This window comes from Streptomyces sp. NPDC005266 (assembly GCF_040607655.1).
GTDB lineage: Bacteria > Actinomycetota > Actinomycetes > Streptomycetales > Streptomycetaceae > Streptomyces.
In genome coordinates this window covers 60,831-81,880 of the sequence record NZ_JBEXHC010000015.1, presented here as the reverse complement: position 1 = coordinate 81,880, position 21,050 = coordinate 60,831, and the positions used below count along the sequence as shown (strand labels likewise).

The window sequence follows — 21,050 nt, the reverse complement described above, 5'->3', positions numbered from 1 at the left end:
ACTAGCCGCTGACCGCATCGAAGATGTCCGCGAGCGGCTCCGGACCCCGACCGCCGCCCGCGACGTCTTCGACCTCGACAGCTTCCACCCACACGTTTAGGCCGTGTTCTCAGCTGAAGAGCCCGGTGATCTCGTCAGCCGCCTCCTCGATGGCCGCCTCGTAGTCGTCATCGTCGAGGATCGGCGTGCGCGAGGTGACGCGGTGCCGGAGCTCAGCCAGGTGGCTGAATACCTCTTCGTCGGACAAGGTCTGGTCGAAGCCGTCAACGTGGAGTTCGGCATCGTGCTTCATCGCATGCCTCCCTCACGGAAGTCGTAGCCGAGTGAGTCCTTGAGACCCTTGCGGGCCGCGCTGAGCCTGCTCTTCACTGTGCCAGGGGCGATATTCAGCACTTCGGCGATCTCGTTGACGGGGTACCCGTACACATGATGCATGACAAGGCACTCGCGCTTGTCTCGAGTTAGGCTTCCAATCGCGGTGTACAACGCGATCCTGTCCACCGTCGTTGATGAATCATCGAGGCCGTCGCATGGCATGCCCGTATCCGAGTCGTTGAAGGGACGCTCGGGGCGGGATGCCAGTTTCTGATACGCCCGATTCAGGATGCGCCGGCCTGTGAAAGCCACCCAGGCGACGGGATTGGGATGTTCACTCACTTCCGCCCACTTTCGGTAGGCGATCTCGAAGGCCCGGCTGGCTGCCTCCTGCGCGAGCTCCCAGTCGTTCTGTCGAGCGTTGAGGATCCGGCAGATCTGTAGGAAATGGGCCTTGAAGAAGACTTCGAAGTCCATGGCCGGTGGGCGTGGGAGCGCAACCGCGGCTCTCAATCCGGCCAGAAGCTCGTTGACACGCGCCGCCAGGGGCCAGCTGGTGTGCTCGTTGAGGGTGCGCTGGGCGCAGCGATCCCCGAAGAGCACCACCAGGTATTCTCCGCGGCCGTAGCGGGAGGGCCACAAAAGCCCCTGGGCCCAGGGATTGTGCTGGCGTAGCACCGAGGACCAGGCCCGTGCGTGAACGAAGTCCTCGGAGAGTACGAGTTCCGAGTCAGCCCCGACGGCGTGGAGGGACTCCGCCGTCGTCAGGTCAATAAGCAGAAGAGGATCTGTGGTCCGCACCCGAGTGAGCTGACGGTCCACAACCGCTGCCGGTGGCACTAGCCGCGACCCATCAGGGTTGAACGTTGTCGCCTTCAGCAGTGTGTTTGCGACGGCCGCCTCAGGAGTCTGTGCCGCGTAGAGATAGGGATACGGATCCTCCGGCGTGCCGTCAAAGCGGCCGCCCCCGAAGATATGCGCTGGGCGGGGGTTGAATGCTGTCGAAGAGACGCGCTTGTTGTGGACCCTGTACAGCCAGGTGTCTGTCGGCAGCTCAGCGCGCCGAGCCGTCAACGGCCGCGCTGGCGGAGTTGAGATGGGCGGGGACATTGATCACTTCTCCTCAGCAGTGGTGAGAGCGTGCTGACGACCAGGGAGTAGTTCTGAGGGCGCCGATACAGCTCGATCACGGCGGACGGACTCACCGACGATGACGTCCATCCGCTCCTGCGCGGGGACTGTGATTTCCAGGATGCTTCCGTCGGCCCGCTGGTCGTAGATCCTGCCGCCTTGCTGAATCGCCAGCGGCGCCGTGAGCAGAGTCGTACGCCGCTCCCGTTCGAACGTTGCCGCGTTCTTGCCCTCGACCCAGCTCCGGATCGTGTGCCACATGCCGCCTTCCCTTCCTTTCCGGGTACCGCCTGCGAGCGACAGCGCCGCTCGGACCATCTGAACCACCATGCCCGCTCCCTCAGCTTGTCGTTCTGCCTTCACCCCGGTAAGGCCTTCGACGCGCGGACTGGTTCACACGAACTTTCTGGGAATCCGATGCGGTGATCAGTGGAACCGTGCTTGTCGCTGAGATCCATCTCGATCGAGCAATGCTCAAGACCTGTGGATTGACTCCGGGAGGGCACGCGGAGGGCTACCTTCCCGACTGATCCTGTGATGGTCACCGAGTAGGCCCGCGTTTCAGCGCGGGTCGGGAAGGTACGTCCCGTGCTCAGCGTAGTCACCGACGACGGTTCCACCCAGTCCGGCTCCCTGATCGACGAGATCGTCCGCGAGGGCGCCCGCCGCATGCTCGCCGCGGCCCTGGAAGCGGAAGTCAACCAGTACATAGCCGAGTTGGCAGCCGAGACGGACGAACGTGGCCGTCTGGTAGTCCGCAACGGCCACCACCTGCCGCGGACCGTGACCACGGCCGCCGGTCCGGTCGAGGTGCGGGCTCCTCGCGTGAATGACAAGCGGGGTGGACAAGACGACCGGCGAGCGCAAGCGGTTCTCCTCGAAGATCCTGGCGCCGTGGTGCCGAAAGTCGCCCAAGGTCAGCGAGGTGCTGCCGCTGCTCTACCTGCACGGTCTGTCGTCCGGGGACTTCGTGCCCGCGCTGGAGCAGTTCCTCGGCTCGACGGCCGGGCTGTCGTCGGCGACGGTGACGCGGCTGACGAAGCAGTGGGGCGAAGACCATGCCGCCTTCCAGGCCCGCGACCTCTCCGACCGAGACTTCGTCTACGTGTGGGCCGACGGGGTGCACCCCAAGGTGAGGCTGGGGCAGGCTCACTCGTGCGTCCTGGTCCTGCTCGGTGTGCGCGTCGACGGCACGAAGGAGCTGATCGCCCTGGCGGAGGGACTGCGGGAGTCGACCGAGTCGTGGGCCGACCTGTTGCGCGACTGCCGCCGACGCGGCATGCGCGACCCCGAGTTGGTGGTCGGCGACGGCCCGATGGGCTTGTGTTCCCAGCCGCGCGGCACCAGCGGTGCTGGGTCCACAAGGCTCGCAACGTCACGAACTCCCTGCCGAAGTCCGCCCAGCCAGGCGCGACGAAGGCGATGCAGGAGATCTACAACGCCGAGGATCGCGCCCACGCCGAGAAGGCGATCGAGGCGTTCGCGCGCACCTAGAACGGCGTCATGGTCGAGCGCGAGGAGCTGGCGGGCTGATGACCACCCCCGAACCACACACCGACGAGGAACTGGACGAACTAGACGAGCTTGCGACCGCCGCGACGCCGGGCCCGTGGTTCGGCGCTCTCACGACACCGATGCGATGAACCTCGTTGCCGTGAGCACCTTCCCCGACAGCGGCCCTCGGCGAGCGGTGGCCGGGCTTCGACCACGGCGAGATCGTGGCCGCAACCCTTGTTTAGCAGCCCCGATATGTCGACACCGCCGACGAGCGCTGGGACGAGAACGCGCACTTCATCGCCGCGGCACGCGACAACGTCCCTCGCCTCATCGCCGAAATAAGGCGCCAACGCCGACAACTGGAAGCCACCCCGAAGCACGATCAAGAAGCGAACTTATCCACAACTATGACAATCGCTCCCTGCCCTCCATTGGAGGAAATAACGTGATCGATCAACTGCTAACGGTGATAGTGACGTCGGTCCTCGCGTGGGTCTTGGGCACGCAGATCACGTATAGGTGGGACGAAGTAAAGCGGCGGCGGGATCTCGATCTCGCCGCCGTGAGCGAGTTCTACCGGTGCTACGGCGCCTTCTTGCAGACCTGGCGCCTGTGGAACACACACCACCGTAACCTCGGACCCGGGGTAGCGCCGGATGACGTGCAATGGCAGTGCCTAGAGCGGGCCGCAGTAGTGGAAGGTGACTTCGAGGGGATCCTGGTCAAGGTTGTTTCGGAGCGGCGTCTGACAGATAGGGACATTCAGCTGCTGGGCTCCTTCCGCGAGGCTTACCAGTGCCTGCGTGAGCGAATCCGTGAAGGCGAGGAGTTGCGCTGGTTCTCAAGGTGTCAGCCGGAGATGTTGGAGTTCCGGCAGTACCGAGCGTTCAAGTCGTTGTCTATGTACGTGGCTGCCCTGCTACAGGAACGCGGCACCTCGTGGCTGGTCGGCCATCGACGCCGGGACGCGCCCTCGGAGCCGGAGCGGATCACAGCTCTACTCGGCGTCACCGTGGGCACCAGGCGGGGTGACTGGGTGGAAGTGGCCGAGCGCGAGTTACGCCTAGCACTCCACTGAGCACGCGCCAACGACCGAGAACGCCAGCCTCATTGTGTCGGGCTCTAAAAGGCCGTGGCATGATCCACAGGTCTTGACGATTGCTCCTTGGTGACCACCATGAACCGCTTGTCCATCAGGTAACTGTGAACGCTTCCCTGGGGCAGGCTCTCAAAGGCCCGCTTCAAAGCCCTCCGGCCCGCCGACGACCGGGCCAACGAACCGTACTTGGGCTCACCCTGGGTGGCAGGAAGCTGGGACCGCACGTCATCTACGATCGAAGCGGCCAGCTCATCGTGCAGATGCACCCCAGCCAGCGTGAACACCGGCTGATAGGGATCGAGAAGGTTCTGCCCGGAGTTCGAGGACTCGTCGACATAGACGACAGGGAGCAGGTCGGAGCGAGTATTCGTCCTCGAAGGATGCCGGGCAGGCGGGCGGACGGCCACCAGAATTGCCTTCCCGAGCCCGTGCCGCCGTTGCCCGTGCCTCCCCAGACATCGACCAGAACTACGCCTGGTGTCAGGCTCAGCCCACGCGTGTGCGGCCGGTGGGCCAGGTGCATGCCGAGGACAAGCAGCGGTAGCTCGCTGGCCTGGTCGAACCGCTCCTGGAGGGTGGTCTAACGAATGAGGTGGGCCCAGTTGCCCGGCTTCGGCGGCGAGGCCACCGAGCTCGGTGAGGTAGTCGGCCGTAGAGGCACGGTGGACGGCCCGGGCCCGCGCTCCAATAGCGCGATGTCCACCTTGCTGTCCAGAGTGCGGCCCAGCGCTGCCTACTGCGCCTCGTGCGCAACACCACTTCCTGCGACAGGATGGGGCGCTTGAGGTCCGCGAGGAGGGCTTGGGGGAGAGGGAGGAACCCCGAACATGGGTGACTGGTGTTACGCGGCCCCCTGGATCAGGAAGGCGACGAACCTTCAGTACTACCGCTGGAGGGACACCACACACTCTCGCGAGGAGGTTGCCCAGGCAACTGACTATGGCGGCTGGCTGATGGTCTGGTACCAAGACGCCGTCGAGAAGAACGAGATGCCCTCCGGCATGGACGAGGACTTCCGAGCGTGGATGCTGCACATCAACCGCATGCAGGAGGAAGGGCACAAGATCGGGGACTATACCGATGCGGTGTTGGCCCATTGTCGGGAGTGACTTTCGAACACCTCGCACCCTGTGTCCCGGATCGGTAACCGACGACCGGTACCAGTCATTCCGCCCCTAGTGTGATCGTCCTCGCCGGGGCCAGGGGGCGCCCGGCATGATCTGAGGACGACTCTTGCTTCGTACCCGCATGCTTGCCGCTGCTGTCGCTACGGCCGCGGCTTCCACGGTCGCTCTGCTCCCGTCGCAGGCGCAGGCCGCCGGCTCCGTGCACCTCTACCGCGTGTACTACGATTCGCCCGGCAGCGACACCCGCTCCAACTCGAGCCTGAACAGCGAGTGGGTGCAGATCAAGAACAGCACCAGCAGCTCGGTGCAGCTCAAGGGCTACACGCTGCGCGACAAGACGGGCTACAAGTTCACGTTCCCGTCGTACCGGATCAGCGCCGGGAAGACCGTCAAGGTTCACACCGGTCGCGGCTCACAGAGCGCCGGGCACGTCTACTGGGGCCGCGGCTCCTACGTGTGGAACAACGACCGCGACACGGTGACACTGCGCACGGCGAGCGGCGCCTTCCGCGACTCCTGCTCATATAACTCGACCCGGGCCGACTCCAAGATGTGTTGACCGGAGCGATTTCGGCGCCCCGTCTCTCTCCGAGGCGGGGCGCCGTGCGGCCAGGGGTTCAGCCTGCCGCAGTTCCCCGGCTCGCCTTCTCCCGAAGCTGCTTGACATTGCCCCTGGGCTTCTCGAGGAGCGTCCCTTCGGACTGCTCGTAGTGGGAGAGGGCGACACCGAGGTCGAAGAAGGTGGGCGTCCATTCGCCGATGAAGATGCCCCACCGGTCGGCGCGGTCGAGGCCCTTGCCGGGCTCGGCTCGGAGGGATGCGGCAAAGCGGCCGTCTCGTTCGGGTGGTCGTCGCGCACCTCGGCGACCATGCGCACCGCACGGCGGCGGAGCTCAAGGGCATAACGGGAAGGTCGTGCCATGACTCGATCCTTTCATGAAATCGAGTCTCCATTCGAGCCGGGGCGGTTCACGTGAGCGCGGCCGAGACACCGGAAGGGGATGCCACTTGTGCTTGACGGCGGTGTTCTCCCGCTGGCCGTTCCTGAACGCGGGAAGGACACGACTCCATGCCGAGATTCCTGCCCCATCCAGCTCCAGCACCACTTCTTCGACCACTGGCCGCGCTACGGCTACGGCCCCTGAGCAGGCGCCCGCCGCCCCCTGAGCATGGGGGCGGCGGACGCTGTGGTCAGGAGGCCGACCTCTTCCTGGCTGTCTTCTTCGCGGACATCCCCTGCCTCAACCCTCTTCGACGTTCTCATCCCGCTAGGGTCTTTTAGTGCCATCCGGTACAGGACCAGCTGCCGCCGTGCCCGTCGTAGATCTCGACGCATGCGCGGTACGCGCTGCTGGAGCCGACCATTCGCGTGTAGGCGGCGTACGACATCGAAGCGTTCGCAACGTACGAGGTGCCGCCTCTCACCTGGATCTTGAAGCGCCAGTTGGAGTTTGCTTTCTCGATCCGAGCCCAAGCAGCGCTGCACCGCGTGGAATTACGCAGTTCGACCTGCGGGCCGCCACCGGCCGGGCGGACCCGACCGATGACCCGCGCACCGGAGCTGCAGCCTTGCGCTTGAGGGTTCTTCCCCGCGCAGGAGGACCCACGGCACGCCAGCGCTGTTGCCTCGGCGGAGAGGGCAGGGGCCAGCAGTGCTGTTGAGATGAGAGCGAGAGTGCCGATGGCGGATACGATCGATCGAGGAACTGGCACGGATGTACTCCCTCCGACGAGCGGGGCACCGGCACCGCGTTCTGTCAGATCCGCCGGGCTCCACGCTGAGTAACAACTCAAGGGCCTTGATAGCCCGTGGATATGCGCCCTCGCGGTACTTCAGCCAGTACGTCACCCGATGGAGTGTGTCGTCAGTAACGCGGCGAAGCTACGCTCGGGTTGCCCAACGATGTGTTGGGCAACCCGAGCACTGACTGACCACGGACAGTCAGTGCGAGGTGAGAGATTGGCCGGGAAGGCATGTGCCCGTACGGGTGACTCGGAGGCCGACCAGGGTGTCGCCGCACGCGCAGACCACGGAGGTAACGATCAGCAAGTGGCCGCCGCAGTCGACGACGGGACTAGTGAAGGTGCGCAGGTGCGCGGCGGACTTTCCATACCGATGACACGCCGCAACCGTGCCAACGGGCGAGCTTGTCAACGTTCCCGCCCGGTTCCACCCCGCAGGGCAGCTGACATGGCCGTCAAGGCCAAGAGGAGGATCGAGGCGGCATCCTGCTGGAGGAGTGAGCGGACGGGAGTGGGCATCACCAGCGTGATGCCCACGACGAGCACGGCCACGAAGGCGATGCCCGTACATCGCAGGGCTATCCTGAAGTCGACGAACATGAGGTCTCCTTGTGTTTGAGCAGAAGGCCGTTCCCTGCTTCCGCCAGAAGCACCAGGGAGCGGCCTTGGCTTTTGTCGATGGCGGTACGGGCTCGACTCAGCCCGCCCGGTCGCGGCGGTCAGTGGTTCACATGGCGTTCTCCTCTCACGACCTCTCGCTGCGGGGAACCCCGCACTGAGAGTGTTGCCCCTCACCTGACCTGGGCCAATGGAACGGAAACAAGCGCAGGAATCCGCGAGCACGACAACAGCGCATGCGAGCACTAGCGAACACTGGTGACATAGAAAGACAATGACGGACAAGCGGTAGACTTTTGTGTCATCGTCGCGCGCCGTCAGTCTCGGGGGAGGATGATCCATTGACCGACCACGCTGCCTCTTCACCAGTACCAGAGCCTGTGCGGGTGTTCGCGGAACAGTTACGCGAGTTGCGACTGCGATGTTTCGAGCCCACGGAGGCCAGCCTCGCAGCCCAGATGCAGTGCGGGCGCAGCTCGGTATCAGCGATGCTGAACGGACGGCGATTCCCCACGTGGGAGTTGACCTCGGCATTCGTGACTGCGTGCGGAGAAGATCCAAGGGACTGGCTGGACCGGTGGCGCGATGTGAAGCGCCAACTCGATGCTCTGCGGAGGGGGCCAGCCGACCAGGCAGGGAGCCCGAGCCCTGTGGTACTGCCTGGAGCCGGGAGACACGCGACACTCGCCGCGACTTGGTACCGCAGCAACCCCGAGTTCTACGATGCGGCGGCGAAGCGCGTCCGGACGGCGAGATCGGAGATCAGGGTCACCTATACTCGCCGCTACCCGCCCGACCAGTACACGACCAGGGCGTCTGCCGACTACTTCGCAGCCATCCTGGACTGGGCGCGTGAAGACACCGAGGAACAGCGCAGCGTCCGCCGCATCATCGGGATTCCGGAGGCAAACGGTGTCCCGGACAGGGATGTGCTCGCGTGGGCTCGGCAGCACCGGAGCGACACCGCTGACATTCTCAACTACGAGGCGAGCATCCTGCGGTGGCCGGTTGCCGCCGACGGGCTGAATATGGCGCTGATCGACGACAGTGTTGTCTTCCTAGCCTTCTCCGGAGGTGCCCGCCAGAAACTGAACGGTTTCAGCGTTGAGGACCGTACCTTCATGTCCTACTTCGCTGCAAATTTTGAGCAGATGTGGACACCCCTCCAGCCCCTTGGATCCTATCTGGACGCCACGGACGACCACTCTTAGCGCTCGAGGAACGCGAACGACTGCTCAACGTCGGCCGTCAACATTGGCAGTGGCGGCGGCGCCCTCGCTCGCTACCTCCACCGCCACTAGCCGGATACTTCGCACATGGGCGCAGAGATCGAAGTCCGGCGGCCAACGAGATCGAATCTCAGCATGCGGACTTCTCGACTCTAGCCAGATCAAGATAATCAGGACAGCGGATCTTCACTCGCAGGAGTGAAGTGCGTAGGACGGGACTAGCTCGGGTGCCGCGCCACCGGCGTCGAGTGCGCTCCCCATGCCGTCGCCCTCACGGTCGCCCCGGATACCGAGGCGGATTCCACTCCGGCTTGGCGGCCGATGGATCTCACCAGCGACGACCTCCGCCAACTGCCGGAGCCTGCGTACGCGACCGTCACCTGCCGCCTGGACTAGCGATGATTGGACAACAGCCAGCTCTCCACGACCGAGTCCACCGCATCCTTTCGCACGGCGAAATCCTCTGGGCCGTCATCGGGCCCGGGAGGACACCGGCCCCCTCACGAAGCTGGGAACCGCGGCCATCGGCACTGAGCCATCACCGCGGGTTGGTCCGTCGAAATGACCACCGACGTCGCCCTGCTCCGCCGCTATGCCCTGCCCCTGTGACCCCGCCTCCTTGGAGCACGTAATGCTGGATACCAGGTGAGGGTGTTCGACCATCGGCGAGACGGTCGTGCGGCGGGACATGTACCGCGGCCGGGTGTAGAGCGAGCAGGCGCTGCGCGTCATCGCCGACACCGACGCTGCGCTGGCGACCACCTGCCGACCAGGCGCGGAGGCACGGTGGCCGTCGCTGTACGCCAAGGCCCGCGCTGACGACGACTGCGCGGTGCACACCGAGGCGTTCGACGCGATGGCGACGGGGGAGTGGGAGCTCGCGCCCGCGGCGTGGCAGGACACCGAGCTGCTGCTATGGAAGCCGCCGGTGGCGTGGTTCAGCATCAACGCCTTCTACACGCCCGCCGGGCTGCGGAACTGGTACGTCATTTTCAAGCACCCCACCCGCCGCCACCAAGGTTGGGTTGGACACCTTCGACCTGACCTGGTCATCGGCCCCGACCTGAGCACCCTCACGTGCCCGACATGAGCACCCTCACGTGGAGCACGAAGATGAGTACGCCATCGACCCCGGGCACCAGGCGGTGGAACTCGCCCGCACCCAGGTGCTCGCCATGATCAAAGACCGGGCTGGGCCGTTCGCGGACGCCGACTGGTGGGCGGCCTGGCGCTGGAACGCGACCTGGTTGCCGCCGCGGCCTGCCTCAGCACTGAGCCTTTTCCAACCTCACGCTGAACCTGACAGGGGTGCAGCGTGAGGGCGGCTTTGACCGGGTCTGCGATCTGGTTGGTGCTGCATCGTGGCTTGCGCAGGAGGCGCCAGGACGCACGGTCGTGGGAAGTGCCACCCTCAGCGTGTCTTCAGGCCACGGTCTTCGAGTTCGTCTGCGCACTCCTCTGGTACCCAGACGGCCTTGAAGGTGGCTCTGCCCTTCAAGGGCTCTTCCTGCCGCTCCCGCTCCGCCTCGGCTCGGGCTTGTTCGATGTCGTCGGCGAGCGCCTGGCAGTCGACGACGTACGTGCCCGTCGGTACCGGCTCCTCGGTGCGAGATCCCGGCTTGTCCGTGTGCGTCCCAGCGTTGAGGGCGGAGGTGGCGGCGACGCCGGCCAGACACAAGCCCGCCCAGCCGGCGGCGATCCACCGGCGGGCGTTCAAAAGCCGACCATTCCGACGGTGAGCACAGCGAAGGTGAGCATCGCAGTGCGTGAGACCGTCATCGAAGCTCCTATCCCAAAGTGGCTGGCACAGCGAGCTTCTGCCAACCTGCCGACTCTTCATTGATCCTGGTCACGCTCAACAGCGGAGCTCCTTATAGACGGGTTCACGACCACGATCCCCCATGCTCATCAGGAGCTTCGCGTGCTTGTCTACCCGTCGGCGATCGGTCTGTCCAACACGCACCTGTGCTACCTCACTCGTCAACTGAGAGCCCACCGCCGGGAGATCGGCTCGCGCTGGCGGCGCCTGGCGCCGGGACGCCAGGCGCTCCTGGTTCTTGCGCATCTGCGCTGCGGCGACACCTACGCACGGCTCGCTGCCGGGTTCGGCATCGGGATCGCCACCGCCTACCGCTACATCACCGAGGCCGTCGGCCTCCTGGCCGACCTCGCTCCGACACTCGCCGAGGCGGTCCGGATGGCCTCGATGAAGGCGTTCGTCCTGCTCGACGGCACGCTGCTGCCCATCGACCGGATCGCGGCCGACCGGCCCTTCTACTCCGGCAAGCACAAGAAACACGGAATGAACGTGCAGGTCATCGCCGACCCCTTCGGCCGCCTGCTGTGGGCATCTCCGGCCCTGCCCGGGGCCATCCACGATGTCCGCGCGGCCCGCGAGCACGGCATCGTCGACGCGCTGGCCCAGGCCGGCGTCCCCTGCTGGGCCGACAAGGGCTACCAGGGCGCCGGAGGCACGGTTTGCGTTCCCTACCGCGGCAGGTGGGAGACGCTTTCCACCGGCCAGCAGGCCGTCAACCGGTCCCACGCAAAGATCCGGGCCCTCGTCGAGCAGGCCGTCGCCACCCTCAAGTCCTGGCGACTCCTCCGCAAGCTCCGGTGCTCGACCACCCGCATCACGAGTCTCGTTCAGGCCGTCCTCTGCCTGCACCTGGCCAGCTCAGACTGAGGATGGAAAGAGCTCACTGTCCGGCGCGCTGAGGGAGCCTGCGGTTCGCGCCCTTGACCGCCGGCCGAAGAGGCCACGGGCTCCCGCCGCTCTCGCCCTAGCGTTCGGGCTGCTCCTCCCAGGGCTGGTGGCTGCCGCAAAAATCACACGGACGGGGGGTATCAGGGGGCGCGTACGCCACCGTGCGCGCCCCTCAAGCTGTGATGTGGGCCACTGCAGGGCGTGCCTGCGTGGACTCTGGATTGGACCTTGCGTGAAGCAAACGCTCAGCTCACAGGCGGTTACTTAGCGGTATCGAATATCACTTTCCGCATTCGTAGTGTTTCGCGTAGTGCTTTTTCTTGTCTCGCCCATGCGTCTCCACGCGTCAATGCGGCTTAGGTGGTGTTCAGGCCCCCTTTGGCCTACGGCGCCCAGGCGTTCGGGCGCCGCCCCCGCCGAGTCTTCGAAGAAGAGGACCCACGTGAACGACCATTTCGAGGACGGGAGCTCGTCCGTGAGGGCGCCGCTCACCCTTCCCTTGGAGTTCGAGGCGCACTACATCACCAACCAGGAGGCGTACCACCAGTACGCGCTGGTCCACCTGAAGACCGAAGAGGCCGCAGAGGAAGCGGTCCACCGGGCCTTCCTGGAGATCCTGCGGCACTGGAACGAGCTGCTGGCGGAGAGCAACCTTCAGCAGCAGACCTGGGCCATCATGCGACGCGTCGTCATATCCCAGGCCCTCCTCGACGCCCAGGCCAGGCTCATCAACAGCGACCACCCGGTCCACGAAGCGCTCGCCAAACTGCCGCCCAAGCAATTCGACGCCGTCGTGCTGCGCGGCTGGTTGGACAAGAACACCGAGGACATCGCCTGGTACATGGGCGTCACCACCAGCACCGTCGACTATCACTGCCGCAAGGCCCGCGAGCGCCTGGCCCAGGCGCTCAACAGGACCAGCCGGACGAAGAAGGCCGGCAGGACCACGCGCAAGACCAGGAACCAGGGGGAGTAGCCCATGACCACCATTGACCAGCTGCTGGCCGATGCGGCCCCGCCGGTCCGCGAGCACCGCTTCGACGTGGCCGCCGGACTACGGCGCCTGGCGCGGGAGGCCGGCTACATCCTGCCCGGCATCGAGGTACAGCCAGCGCCGCAGGCCGGACAGAGGCTGAACGCCGTGGCTCGCTGGTGGCTCACCAGCCCCCACGCCGCCGCCCACGTCGACCGGCTCGTCACCGAACTGGACGAGACCGCTCCTACCCCCCTCGACACCACCGCACCGCTGGACGTCCATGGTGCGCAGGTCTTCGCCTGCCTGCTGCACCTCACCGGCCATCCTGAAAGTGCCCAATTTTGGTGGGAACTGGCCGCCGGCGCCGACGTCCGCGGCGCCGCCTACTGCCTCCACCTGCACCACCTCAGCCGCGGCGAGGAACGCGAAGCGGCCCACTGGCTGCTTCAGGCCAAGCGAGAACGCGAACAGAACACCCAAGACGACAGCACCAGTGAGGACATCGAGGCCCTGGACGCCCTGTTCTTCAAAACGTTCGAGCAGTACGTCCGCCACCACGACGGCGCTACCACCGCCCCGACCGCCGACCTTGACGCAGAAGTGGAGCGCCTCGCCGAACGCGACGGGGACGGCGGCCTGGTAGGCCACCCCGACCAGCAGCTCGCCGACCGGCTCCACGCCTTCGCCGGCCGCCACTGACCCACCCCAAAAAAGCACAAGGAGCCCAGCTCACCGACCCCGGTTCCTAGGCCAACGGGTCGAGACGGGCCCCTCGCGACGATGCACCCCCGCAGAAAGAGGAGCACCTTCCGTGAAGAATAGCTTCAGTTCCAAACCATCGGGAAGTAAACGGCGAACCGGCCGGCTCGTGCGCTGGTTCGCCCGACGCCGACGCGCCATCGCCGCACACGTGCTGCGCGGCGCCTGTTACAGCATCGGCACCGGCGCCGTGGGCTTCGGCTTCTGGTGGATCGAGTGGTGGATCCAGCACCGCCTCTGACTCGCCAAACAACACAGAGCCCCGGGGAATCCGCCATGACATCCCCGGGGCTCCGGCATGTCGCCACGCGGCACCTCGATCGTCTTCTGCTGCTCGGCGTTCTGCCTGCGCAGCCGCTTGAGCTCCTCGCGCTCGGCACTGGTCAGCTCGCCCGACATGCCCCCGCCGCGGTCGATCCGGTGACGCTTGACGACCCAGCCGCACAGACTCTCCGCACTCACCCCCAGATCCCGCGCAACCTCCGTGATCGTCTTGTCCGAGGATCGGGCCAACGCGATCGCGTCCCGCTTGAACTCCTCCGAATACCGCTTCGAGTACTGACTACCCACCTGGCACTACTTCCTCTGGAACCTCATGTCCCAGTCTCCAGGTGTCCAGTCACAAGGAGAAGCTTCACACGTCCGCCGGCCGGCCGGCGGTCTTGGCGCTGAGGCGGGCCTGGCACCAGCACAGACGGCAGTATTCCCACTTGACCGGCTGGGTGCGGCGGCAGCCGGCACGGGCGGCCGTGTCATGGCTCCGGCCGAACATGTAGCACGCCGGGCAGAGGCGGCCGCTGAAGTTCCCCCAGGCCAGGCAGCTGTCGCAGGAGTCAGTGGGCTTGACGTACCCCTTCGGGAAGCGTGCCACCGGCTCACTCCGGCGGCAGCGACCGGCCGTCCCGGCGCTTGGGGACCACAGCTGGTGCGGCCGTCCCCGCACCGACTGCCGCTCGCTCCGTCTCCTCGCCCCGGCCTGGATGGCTGACTTTGTCCGGCTCGGGGATCAGCAGGTCGCCGATCTCGCAGCCGAGGACGACGCAGATGACGTCGAGGTCATCGAGCTCGAGGCCAGACCGGCTGGCCGGACCACAGCCCGGACATCTTCCCGGCCGAGATCACCAACCCGTGCTCGCCCAGGTCGCGTTGGAGCTCGGATGCCTTTCAGATACATTTGTTCGCGGCTGTCAACCACAGGTTCCACCTCATCGGATCAGCCCTTCCAGCCGCTTCGCGGCCCGCTCGGTCCCGGCGACCCAGGCGTCCTCGACGCGGGTCTGCTGGACGTGTAGTGGTGGAGTCGGGTATTGAAACTGTCCGAATACCCTCCCAAGGGTGTGCTCGTGGTGCTACCTTCCGTGATGTGGGAAGGGGAGTATCCCTTCGCAGCGGTGTCGTCATCACGGGTCTGAGTAGCTTTCCCCGGCGCCGCTGGTCAGCTCTCATCGCTGGCGGGAGAGACCTTCAACCGATCAGTCATGTCCTGGTTCGGTTGGAGATCGAGAGGCTCCTGCTCAGAGGGAGTTCCTCACCCTTCAGCTGGACGAGGCTGAAGGGGTTGCTGTGGGCTTCCTTTCCAGCATCGATCCGCTCGTGTTCCTTGTTGCCGTTGCCATCGCTCCTGTGAGCCGTCTGATCAGCCTCGTGATCACGCTGCGTGGTGCGGCTCCCGGCGAACGGCCAGCGATCATTCGTGCGCTGGCAGACTTCTTTCGTGTGCTGCCCACGAGGCGCCGATGAAGCCTGGATCAGCCTTGATTCCGCTTGCTGATCTCGGCGGCGTAGGCGGCCCAGTCTCCGCCGGCGGCTCGCTGCCATTTGACGGCGACGGTGATGTCGATGCCGAGGGTGCGGGCGAGGACCGCGGCGGGCAGCTCGGTGGCGAGCTGGAAGAGTGCGGTCGAGCGGGTCTGTGCGAGCCGGATGCCGAGTTTGCGGAGCCGTTCGCCCATGGCCCAGGCGCTGATCGGGCGGCCGGACTGGCCTCCGGGGAACAGCCAGGGTGAGTCTGTTCGGGCGAGGACGGCATTTCTCTGGTCAAAGACTCTCTGTCCTGTTACCTGCAATCCCGTTGATTGCTGAGATTCACGCGTCTATCGCGAGAATTCCAAGGGTTGCGCGCGGGGAGGGTCTCCCCGCAGTGCAGGGGCTTTCCAGCGAGGGGCCCGCGCAAGAGCTGACCAGATCACCGTCCGGTGGAACGACGGAACACGCCCAACTCCCACACACACCCGACTGGGGCCGGCCCGTGACCGGCTCCTGAACGGGCCCGAGGCGGAGCCCCCTCTCGGCTGCCAAAGCGGCCAGCGCCAGCATCTGGTCACTGGTGGGCGGGTGGGCCCCAGTCGAGGACGTGGATGCCGGCGGCTTTGATCAGTTCGGTGTCGAGGTGGAGGAGTTGGATGGGGGAGTGGCCGTGGCGGCGTAGCCATCTGTGCCGGCGGGCTCGTTCCGCATCGTCCAGGTCGTGGTCTTGGTCGTAGTGGATTCCCGGCGGTGCGCTGGGGTTCTCGTGGGCCCAGGCTCGCACGAGGTCGGTTTCGGTGGGTGCTGTGTATAGCGTAATGAGGGCCCATGCGGTGTCGTAGGGGAGGGTCGGTCCGTGATGGGCCATGAGTCGGCGGGTGCGCAGTTGCCGCAGGGGCGCCAGTAGCCATCGTGTGGTGTACAGCTTCATGCCGGTGGGCTCCCGGGGGTGTTGTCGGCCTGCCAGTGGGTGGCCGTGGTCTTCAGGTCGTGGTGGCCGAGGGTGTGCAGGGCTTGGGTGAGGGCTTGGAGGAGGACCTCACGCTGCTCGGGTGTGTGCAGGGTGGTGAGGAGCCGGTCGGTGAAGCGGCGGATGTCGCCGCGGATGCCGTCGTCCCGGGCCTCCTGTGGAAGAGGCAGGTCTTTTAGCGCGTCTGCCAATCGGGTGAGGTCCTCGTGGCGGTCGGGGTACTGGGCGATCCACCACACCCGGCGCAGGTCTGGATCGGCCAGCACGCGCTGCAGGTGGGCCAGGTGACGCATCTCGTCTTCTTGTTCGAGATCGGCGGCTTGCTGTCGGCGCATGTGTTCCTGGGCGAGTTCGCGGTCCCGGGCCGAGACCGTGAGCTGTACCGACCCGCTGATCTCCAGCCCGGCAACGGCAGGCAGCCACCGGGCCAGGGCGGTGTTGGCGGCGTCCCGTGCGGCGGCGGGATTGAGGACGGAGTGCCGGCGCAGGACGGGGGCGAGGTGCTGACGCAGATGATGACCGGCGATCGCACCCGGTTCGCTGTGGTCCAGTGCCTGCTCGGGTGTCGGGCGCCATGCACCGTCGACGCTGACAGTGAAGAACACGCTGGCGATGTGGCTGGGCATCCGCTCGCCGCTCACGACGAGCGGATGCGATCCTTCGCCGCCTGCCCGGGGAGGCACGGAAGATGCTCTGCGGCGCCGGGGCAGGAGACTCACGCTGTCGTCGTCAGGCCATCGCCGCGTGGCTCGGTGACCGGGGCGACGACGGTGAGGGAGGCCGACTGTTCAGCGAACAGTTGGTCCAGCAGAGTTCTGCGTCGAGTGCGCCCCAGATCGGTCCCGTGGCTCACCAGGAGTGCGGCAGGCCCCTCCTGGCCGATGCTCCCGCGCAGTATTGCCGCTGTGAGCGGGAGTACTTGGTCGTCTGGCAGCTCCGAGAAGTCCAGCCAGCCTGCGAGATGGGCATAGGCCTTCTTGGCTGTAGCACGATCGAGCAGCGCCGCGCGCCAGCCGCGGATGAAGAACTGCGAGATCAACGCTTCGTCGGAGGCGTTGGCTGTCTCCTGTGCCGTGGCTGTTGAAGCAGGGGTGCTGTTCGGGTCCTCTGCGAGTGCGAGGAAGGTGCTCGTTCCGGCCCTGCGCACTGTCTCGTCGGCGGATTCGGACCAGTCGACGATCTCCGACAGCACCCGCGTGCGCTGCTCCGGGATGCTAGCCAAAGCACGTACCGCTTTGGCCACCGCTTCGCGGGCTCGGCCGTCGTCCCGTGAGGCCAGCAGGCGCAGTCGGGTCAGCGCGACACGCGGATACATCTTGCCCAGCTTGCCCGCGCAGATCTCGGCAACCGCCGTGGCGAGCGCTTCGCTTGTGCTCTTCTGATGGGCCCAGTCGTACAACTGCTTACGAACCCCGGCGCCCGTGACCGGGTCGAGCGCCATGGCCTCCAGGACGTCGACAGCCAGCTCCCGGTGCGCTGACCGGCCGGTGTCGATCCAGTCAGTCGCCACGGCCAAGACGGTCCTGCCGCCGGGCAGCAGGGACAGCAGAGCGAGGGCATCGGCGATGCGTCGCAGATGACGAACGGCGACTCCGTGCGGTGTGGTGATGCGCGAGGCCCACTCCAGCAACGGCTGTCGCAGCGCGGGGCGCTGCTGCCAGACGTAGCTCAGAACGGCTTGGGCCAGTCCGTGCCGCTTAGCGTCCAGCGAGATGCTCTCGCCGTCCAGGCGTGCGGCCTGGATGGTGCGAAGCCGCGCGTTCAGATCCCGGCCAGCCAGCGCGCCGCCCGGCGGCAGGGTTCCGCCGACTTCTGCGAAGAGCTGGTCCGCAGCAGCCAGCACGATCTCGGCCGGTGCGGCCTCCAGCAGCGCCGCGGTGATCAGGAGCGCGCGCTCGCGCAGGTCCTCTGGCTTTGAGTGTTTCTCGAACCAAAGGCGCAGGTGTTCCTGCCAGTTGGTGAATTCCTGTTTGACCGCATCTTTGTCGTCTGCGTTGGCCTGGGCGACAAGACGGGCGAGGCGAGCCGCGTCGGATGCCTGGGTCGTCTCCGCGAGGAGTGCGTCGAGGGGAGCGCCGGTCAGCCAGTCCAGCCTGCCGTCCGCCAGGTGCCGCAGATGGGATTCGGCGATTTCTCTCGCCGGCGGGCGAGCCAAGCGCACCGTGGGCACGGCGGTGAACGTTCGTGGATCCCAGGTGCTGGGAGTCGCCAGGATGATCAGGAACGCTTCGGCCGCTTCGGCTTCCTTCTGGTAGTCGGCGAGTCCGGTGTAGAAGTCCTCGGGCAGCGCAGAACAGCTCGTCAGGTCGAGGACGAAGCCGTGCCCATCTGTGTGCGGGATCTGTTCGGTGCGCGGCTGTTCCTCGTCCAGGACAAGCCAGCGGATCCGCTCCCTGGGCACTCCCGCATCGCGCAGTACCCGCAGCGCGGCTGTGCGTCGTCCCGCGCCCGTCTCTCCGAGGAGGACCAGCGCATGGCTCGGACAGTGCGGGCGCTTCAGCTTGCTGACGGCGTGTATGACCTGTCCGGGCCCGTTGGGGCCGGGGACATCGACGAACGCGTTTTCCACGAGGTCCATCTCGTGGTCGTCCATGCTGATTCCGCTCAGGTATTCCCGTCCGCGCACGTACCGGTGCACGTGTTCCACGTAGTCACGGCCCACCTGCGTCACGCGCGCATTGCCTGAAGCATCCGCCTGCTGGGTCGGCATCGTCACGACGCCCTCGGTGCTCGTCATGACCGCTCCGGGCCAGTGATGTAGTTTCCGCCGACCTGCACGATCCGTGCCTTGCCGCTCGCCTTGCCCTTCTGCCTCACGTCGGCTTGGCGCCTTTCGTCCTGCTTCCTCTCGGCGTTCTCCTGGAATACGGGGCTCTGTGGCTGCGGGGTCGACTGATTGTCCGGATCGGTGAGGTAGGGCGTGAGCGCTACCGGATCCATGCCGGGGACGAGGAGCCTGCAGGCTTCCTCGAAACCTTCCTTGCCCTCTACCCGCGCCGTGGTCGGCAGGAACTGGCGCTGATGGAGGTTCCGGGTGCGCCCGGCGTGGACCGTTCGCCGGTAGACGGTTTCCGAGAGGGCCGCGGCGAGGAAGGAGCCGTTGTCCACCGCGGCGGCCATGGCCTGGCGCACGACGATGCTGTCGGCGAGCCGGCAGGCCTCGTTGATGGCGTCGCCGCGGTGCCCGGGTGTCAGCGGTCCGACGTGGACGCTGGCCCGAAGCCGGATGGCCGGATGGCTGGCCAGACGCTGCGCGTTGTAGCGGTGGAGGGCGGCGTTGAGGTTGGTGAGCAGCGGGTCGACGAGACGTGCCAGATGCTGGGCGGGCAGGACGGTAATGGCGCCGTCGCCGGTGTCCTTGAATGCCTCGCTTAGTGAGTGAGGGTCGGGCAGCTGGCTTTCGGCGAACTCGGTGGACAGGATGTCGTCCAGGTCCGAACGCACGACCGCCATCTTCGCTTCGGGGATCTGGCTGTAGCGCATCATGTCGACGACCATGAGAGCGTGCTCGGGCGGGACGTCGAAGCCGTCAGGAGCATTGGCTGTATCCAAGGGGAAGTCACCTTTCGTTCAGCATGAGTTGCCGTGGGCGACTCATGCTGGCCGGGGTGATCTCGTGGTGGTGCCCAGCACTGGGCACCACCACGGTGTGCTGCATCACCTCCGCTCGTCGGCGTGTGCGTGTGCCTGGATGGAGTCCATGTCGTGGATGAGGAGGCCGCCACCCGCCTCGGTGTCGACCCAGCCCCGTTCCCGCCATGGCTTGATGGCGCAGCCCACGGCGTTGCGGGAGGCACCGATGAGCTGGGACAGCTCTTCCTGGGTTAGCCGTACTGCATACGGCAGGCCGTTGGCGGACGCTGCGCGAACCAGCCGGCCCAGTGCGGCGGCCAGCCGCACAGGGACAGCAGCGGTCGCCAGTTCGAGCCGGACCACCTCCGCCTCACGGACCCGGGCGATGGCATGGCGCAGCAGTGGAGCCAAAAGCCCGTGCTCGTCAACGAACGCGAGGAAGTCGGGAGCCGGGATGAGGTGCACGCGGCACGGTTCGGCGGCGATGACGGACGCCGTGCGGGGTTTCGCGTCCAGGACGGCGAGCTCGCCCAGTAACTCGCCGGCTCCTCGCACGGCCAGCAGGGTCCGCTGCCCTTGCGCGCCGGCCAGGGTCACCAGAGCCGAACCGGACGCCAGCAGGATCACTTGCGTGCCCGGGTCTCCTTGGCGCAGAAGCATGCTCCTAGTCGGGCGCAGGCGTTCAGGGGCCAATTCGCGTAGCGTCGACCACAACTGGTCCCCGATGAGGCGTGCATGAGGCTGATACATATCCCCCCTGGCATGTGGCGGCCGTCACAGACGGGATGCTCTCAACTTTCCGCATAGGTGATCAACAGTCCGATTCCGGTCACGATGATGGCTGTGATGAGCAGATCCACAGAGGCCTTGATCGCCCGGTACTTCCTGCGGGCGAGACTCGCCCGCAACGACAGACGGTCCGCTTCAACCCGCACGCGATCCCCACTGCTCATGGCCTGAAATGCCGCCATGACATCCTCCGCTGTTGCCCCGGCGCGCGCCCTCTCCAGCCCCGTCAGCGCGCTGCCATGCGGCAGCACAGGACGAATGGCCAGCAATGCGGTCACCAGTGCCGCGCTGAGGAGAACGCAGGAGCACCCCAAGACGGCACTCGACAGATGCGCGCCATGTGTCAGTGTTGCCAGCGCGGCGCCGACGACGGCCAGCAGGCCGCCTGCGACTGCGCACAGCGCCGCCGCCTTCGCGTCAGCCCGCTGCACCTCGACGAACATCTCGGCGCTCCTGCCGGCGAGCTTCTTTTCCACCACGACGTTCACGGCCACGGCATCGCCAGGCGTCGCTTCAGACACGAAAATCCCCTCCACCCACCGAGTACAGTTCCGACGTGGGTCCACAGTGGGCGAACGGCGTTTGCGGGGCAGCACTCCACCGGGCCTGACGCCTGTTCGGCGCATCACACTGTGAAGCGCGAAAGGTTGCCCCTGAGTACAACGCCTGGGGGCGGGAGGCGCAGGTGGAAGCGGTACGGCATGTCCATGGCTCGCACGTTGGTCCACCGTTCTACTCAGGTGTCTTGTGGCGATGCCGGGGGTGCGGCAC

Annotated in this window: 26 protein-coding genes and 4 pseudogenes; 12 read left to right on the top strand and 18 right to left on the bottom strand. The window is 66.2% G+C overall.

Annotated features, from left to right (window positions below; translation table 11 throughout):
- Window positions 1-109: 109 nt before the first annotated feature.
- Genes ABZU99_RS24240 through ABZU99_RS24230 form a run of 3 tightly spaced genes read right to left on the bottom strand, consistent with a single transcriptional unit; the run spans window position 110 to window position 1,707 of the window.
- Window positions 110-292 (bottom strand): hypothetical protein, encoded by a 183-nt coding sequence (locus tag ABZU99_RS24240; RefSeq protein WP_356046475.1) that lies wholly within the window; start codon window positions 290-292, stop codon window positions 110-112.
- Complete coding sequence (locus tag ABZU99_RS24235) at window positions 289-1,425, bottom strand: sigma-70 family RNA polymerase sigma factor (protein ID WP_356046477.1); 1,137 nt, start codon at window positions 1,423-1,425, stop codon at window positions 289-291. Before ABZU99_RS24235 ends, ABZU99_RS24240 begins: the two co-directional genes overlap by 4 nt.
- A gap of 3 nt (window positions 1,426-1,428) precedes the next feature.
- Window positions 1,429-1,707, bottom strand: a complete 279-nt coding sequence (locus ABZU99_RS24230; protein WP_356046479.1) for a hypothetical protein — start codon at window positions 1,705-1,707, stop codon at window positions 1,429-1,431.
- A 327-nt stretch (window positions 1,708-2,034) separates the two neighbouring features.
- Between ABZU99_RS24230 and ABZU99_RS24225 the strand changes: the two are divergent.
- Window positions 2,035-2,928 (top strand): annotated as a pseudogene (locus ABZU99_RS24225) (IS256 family transposase); the annotation flags it as partial.
- A gap of 460 nt (window positions 2,929-3,388) precedes the next feature.
- Entirely contained in the window at window positions 3,389-4,021 is a 633-nt protein-coding gene (locus ABZU99_RS24220; protein ID WP_356046480.1) for a hypothetical protein, read from the top strand.
- A gap of 44 nt (window positions 4,022-4,065) precedes the next feature.
- Here ABZU99_RS24220 and ABZU99_RS24215 read toward each other — a convergent pair whose 3' ends face one another.
- Entirely contained in the window at window positions 4,066-4,449 is a 384-nt protein-coding gene (locus ABZU99_RS24215; RefSeq protein ID WP_356046482.1) for a DUF3800 domain-containing protein, read from the bottom strand.
- 420 nt (window positions 4,450-4,869) lie between these two features.
- On the opposite strand from ABZU99_RS24215, the gene ABZU99_RS24210 reads away from it, so the two are divergent.
- Window positions 4,870-5,151: a hypothetical protein gene (locus ABZU99_RS24210; RefSeq protein WP_356046484.1), complete on the top strand. Its 282-nt coding sequence runs from the start codon at window positions 4,870-4,872 to the stop codon at window positions 5,149-5,151.
- Between the two features lie 139 nt (window positions 5,152-5,290).
- The gene (locus ABZU99_RS24205; protein ID WP_356046486.1) at window positions 5,291-5,728 is read left to right on the top strand and encodes a lamin tail domain-containing protein; all 438 of its coding nucleotides are present in this window, start codon (window positions 5,291-5,293) and stop codon (window positions 5,726-5,728) included.
- A gap of 58 nt (window positions 5,729-5,786) precedes the next feature.
- Here ABZU99_RS24205 and ABZU99_RS24200 read toward each other — a convergent pair.
- The 3 genes and pseudogenes from ABZU99_RS24200 to ABZU99_RS24190 form a co-directional block, all read right to left on the bottom strand.
- Window positions 5,787-5,990: pseudogene (locus ABZU99_RS24200) on the bottom strand (hypothetical protein); the annotation flags it as partial.
- A 457-nt stretch (window positions 5,991-6,447) separates the two neighbouring features.
- Window positions 6,448-6,882: a DUF2690 domain-containing protein gene (locus ABZU99_RS24195; RefSeq protein ID WP_356046487.1), complete on the bottom strand. Its 435-nt coding sequence runs from the start codon at window positions 6,880-6,882 to the stop codon at window positions 6,448-6,450.
- A 438-nt stretch (window positions 6,883-7,320) separates the two neighbouring features.
- Entirely contained in the window at window positions 7,321-7,512 is a 192-nt protein-coding gene (locus ABZU99_RS24190; protein WP_356046489.1) for a hypothetical protein, read from the bottom strand.
- A gap of 398 nt (window positions 7,513-7,910) precedes the next feature.
- Here ABZU99_RS24190 and ABZU99_RS24185 point away from each other — a divergent pair.
- From ABZU99_RS24185 to ABZU99_RS24170, 4 genes and pseudogenes are all read left to right on the top strand, one after another.
- Window positions 7,911-8,081, top strand: a pseudogene (locus ABZU99_RS24185) (helix-turn-helix domain-containing protein); the annotation flags it as partial.
- 36 nt (window positions 8,082-8,117) lie between these two features.
- On the top strand, window positions 8,118-8,741 hold the full coding sequence (locus ABZU99_RS24180; RefSeq protein WP_356046614.1) for a hypothetical protein: 624 nt from the start codon (window positions 8,118-8,120) through the stop codon (window positions 8,739-8,741).
- A gap of 850 nt (window positions 8,742-9,591) precedes the next feature.
- Window positions 9,592-9,849 (top strand): hypothetical protein, encoded by a 258-nt coding sequence (locus ABZU99_RS24175; RefSeq protein ID WP_356046491.1) that lies wholly within the window; start codon window positions 9,592-9,594, stop codon window positions 9,847-9,849.
- A gap of 10 nt (window positions 9,850-9,859) precedes the next feature.
- Window positions 9,860-10,078, top strand: coding sequence for a hypothetical protein (locus ABZU99_RS24170; RefSeq protein ID WP_356046493.1), 219 nt, complete (start codon window positions 9,860-9,862; stop codon window positions 10,076-10,078).
- A 92-nt stretch (window positions 10,079-10,170) separates the two neighbouring features.
- On the opposite strand, the gene ABZU99_RS24165 is transcribed toward ABZU99_RS24170, so the two are convergent.
- The gene (locus ABZU99_RS24165) at window positions 10,171-10,476 is read right to left on the bottom strand and encodes a hypothetical protein (protein ID WP_356046495.1); all 306 of its coding nucleotides are present in this window, start codon (window positions 10,474-10,476) and stop codon (window positions 10,171-10,173) included.
- A 204-nt stretch (window positions 10,477-10,680) separates the two neighbouring features.
- On the opposite strand from ABZU99_RS24165, the gene ABZU99_RS24160 reads away from it, so the two are divergent.
- The 3 genes from ABZU99_RS24160 (at window position 10,681) to ABZU99_RS24150 (ending at window position 13,141) form a co-directional block, all read left to right on the top strand.
- Complete coding sequence (locus ABZU99_RS24160; protein ID WP_356046497.1) at window positions 10,681-11,445, top strand: transposase family protein; 765 nt, start codon at window positions 10,681-10,683, stop codon at window positions 11,443-11,445.
- A 463-nt stretch (window positions 11,446-11,908) separates the two neighbouring features.
- The gene (locus ABZU99_RS24155; RefSeq protein WP_356046499.1) at window positions 11,909-12,442 is read left to right on the top strand and encodes a sigma-70 family RNA polymerase sigma factor; all 534 of its coding nucleotides are present in this window, start codon (window positions 11,909-11,911) and stop codon (window positions 12,440-12,442) included.
- Window positions 12,443-12,445: 3 nt separating this feature from the next.
- Window positions 12,446-13,141, top strand: a complete 696-nt coding sequence (locus tag ABZU99_RS24150; protein ID WP_356046501.1) for a hypothetical protein — start codon at window positions 12,446-12,448, stop codon at window positions 13,139-13,141.
- Window positions 13,142-13,369: 228 nt separating this feature from the next.
- Here ABZU99_RS24150 and ABZU99_RS24145 read toward each other — a convergent pair whose 3' ends face one another.
- The 3 genes and pseudogenes from ABZU99_RS24145 to ABZU99_RS24135 all read right to left on the bottom strand — a co-directional run bounded on the left by ABZU99_RS24145 (window position 13,370) and on the right by ABZU99_RS24135 (window position 14,410).
- Window positions 13,370-13,771, bottom strand: a complete 402-nt coding sequence (locus ABZU99_RS24145; RefSeq protein ID WP_356046503.1) for a transposase — start codon at window positions 13,769-13,771, stop codon at window positions 13,370-13,372.
- Between the two features lie 64 nt (window positions 13,772-13,835).
- The gene (locus ABZU99_RS24140; RefSeq protein WP_356046505.1) at window positions 13,836-14,072 is read right to left on the bottom strand and encodes a hypothetical protein; all 237 of its coding nucleotides are present in this window, start codon (window positions 14,070-14,072) and stop codon (window positions 13,836-13,838) included.
- Between the two features lie 4 nt (window positions 14,073-14,076).
- A pseudogene (locus tag ABZU99_RS24135) lies at window positions 14,077-14,410 on the bottom strand (helix-turn-helix transcriptional regulator).
- 354 nt (window positions 14,411-14,764) lie between these two features.
- Here ABZU99_RS24135 and ABZU99_RS24130 point away from each other — a divergent pair.
- Complete coding sequence (locus ABZU99_RS24130) at window positions 14,765-14,941, top strand: hypothetical protein (protein WP_356046507.1); 177 nt, start codon at window positions 14,765-14,767, stop codon at window positions 14,939-14,941.
- An 8-nt stretch (window positions 14,942-14,949) separates the two neighbouring features.
- Here the strand turns inward: ABZU99_RS24130 and ABZU99_RS24125 are convergent, their stop codons facing one another.
- The 7 genes from ABZU99_RS24125 to ABZU99_RS24095 form a co-directional block, all read right to left on the bottom strand.
- Window positions 14,950-15,153 (bottom strand): hypothetical protein, encoded by a 204-nt coding sequence (locus ABZU99_RS24125; RefSeq protein WP_356046509.1) that lies wholly within the window; start codon window positions 15,151-15,153, stop codon window positions 14,950-14,952.
- 368 nt (window positions 15,154-15,521) lie between these two features.
- Window positions 15,522-15,878, bottom strand: a complete 357-nt coding sequence (locus ABZU99_RS24120; RefSeq protein ID WP_355860267.1) for a hypothetical protein — start codon at window positions 15,876-15,878, stop codon at window positions 15,522-15,524.
- Entirely contained in the window at window positions 15,875-16,558 is a 684-nt protein-coding gene (locus tag ABZU99_RS24115) for a hypothetical protein (protein ID WP_356046511.1), read from the bottom strand. Before ABZU99_RS24115 ends, ABZU99_RS24120 begins: the two co-directional genes overlap by 4 nt.
- Before the next feature lie 74 nt (window positions 16,559-16,632).
- Window positions 16,633-18,654: a hypothetical protein gene (locus ABZU99_RS24110; RefSeq protein ID WP_356046513.1), complete on the bottom strand. Its 2,022-nt coding sequence runs from the start codon at window positions 18,652-18,654 to the stop codon at window positions 16,633-16,635.
- Window positions 18,651-19,415 (bottom strand): hypothetical protein, encoded by a 765-nt coding sequence (locus ABZU99_RS24105; RefSeq protein ID WP_356046515.1) that lies wholly within the window; start codon window positions 19,413-19,415, stop codon window positions 18,651-18,653. Before ABZU99_RS24105 ends, ABZU99_RS24110 begins: the two co-directional genes overlap by 4 nt.
- Before the next feature lie 159 nt (window positions 19,416-19,574).
- The gene (locus ABZU99_RS24100; RefSeq protein WP_355860259.1) at window positions 19,575-20,150 is read right to left on the bottom strand and encodes a Crp/Fnr family transcriptional regulator; all 576 of its coding nucleotides are present in this window, start codon (window positions 20,148-20,150) and stop codon (window positions 19,575-19,577) included.
- A 131-nt stretch (window positions 20,151-20,281) separates the two neighbouring features.
- A complete protein-coding gene (locus ABZU99_RS24095; RefSeq protein ID WP_356046519.1) occupies window positions 20,282-20,800 on the bottom strand; it encodes a Pycsar system effector family protein in 519 nt (172 codons plus the stop codon).
- Window positions 20,801-21,050 lie beyond the last annotated feature (250 nt).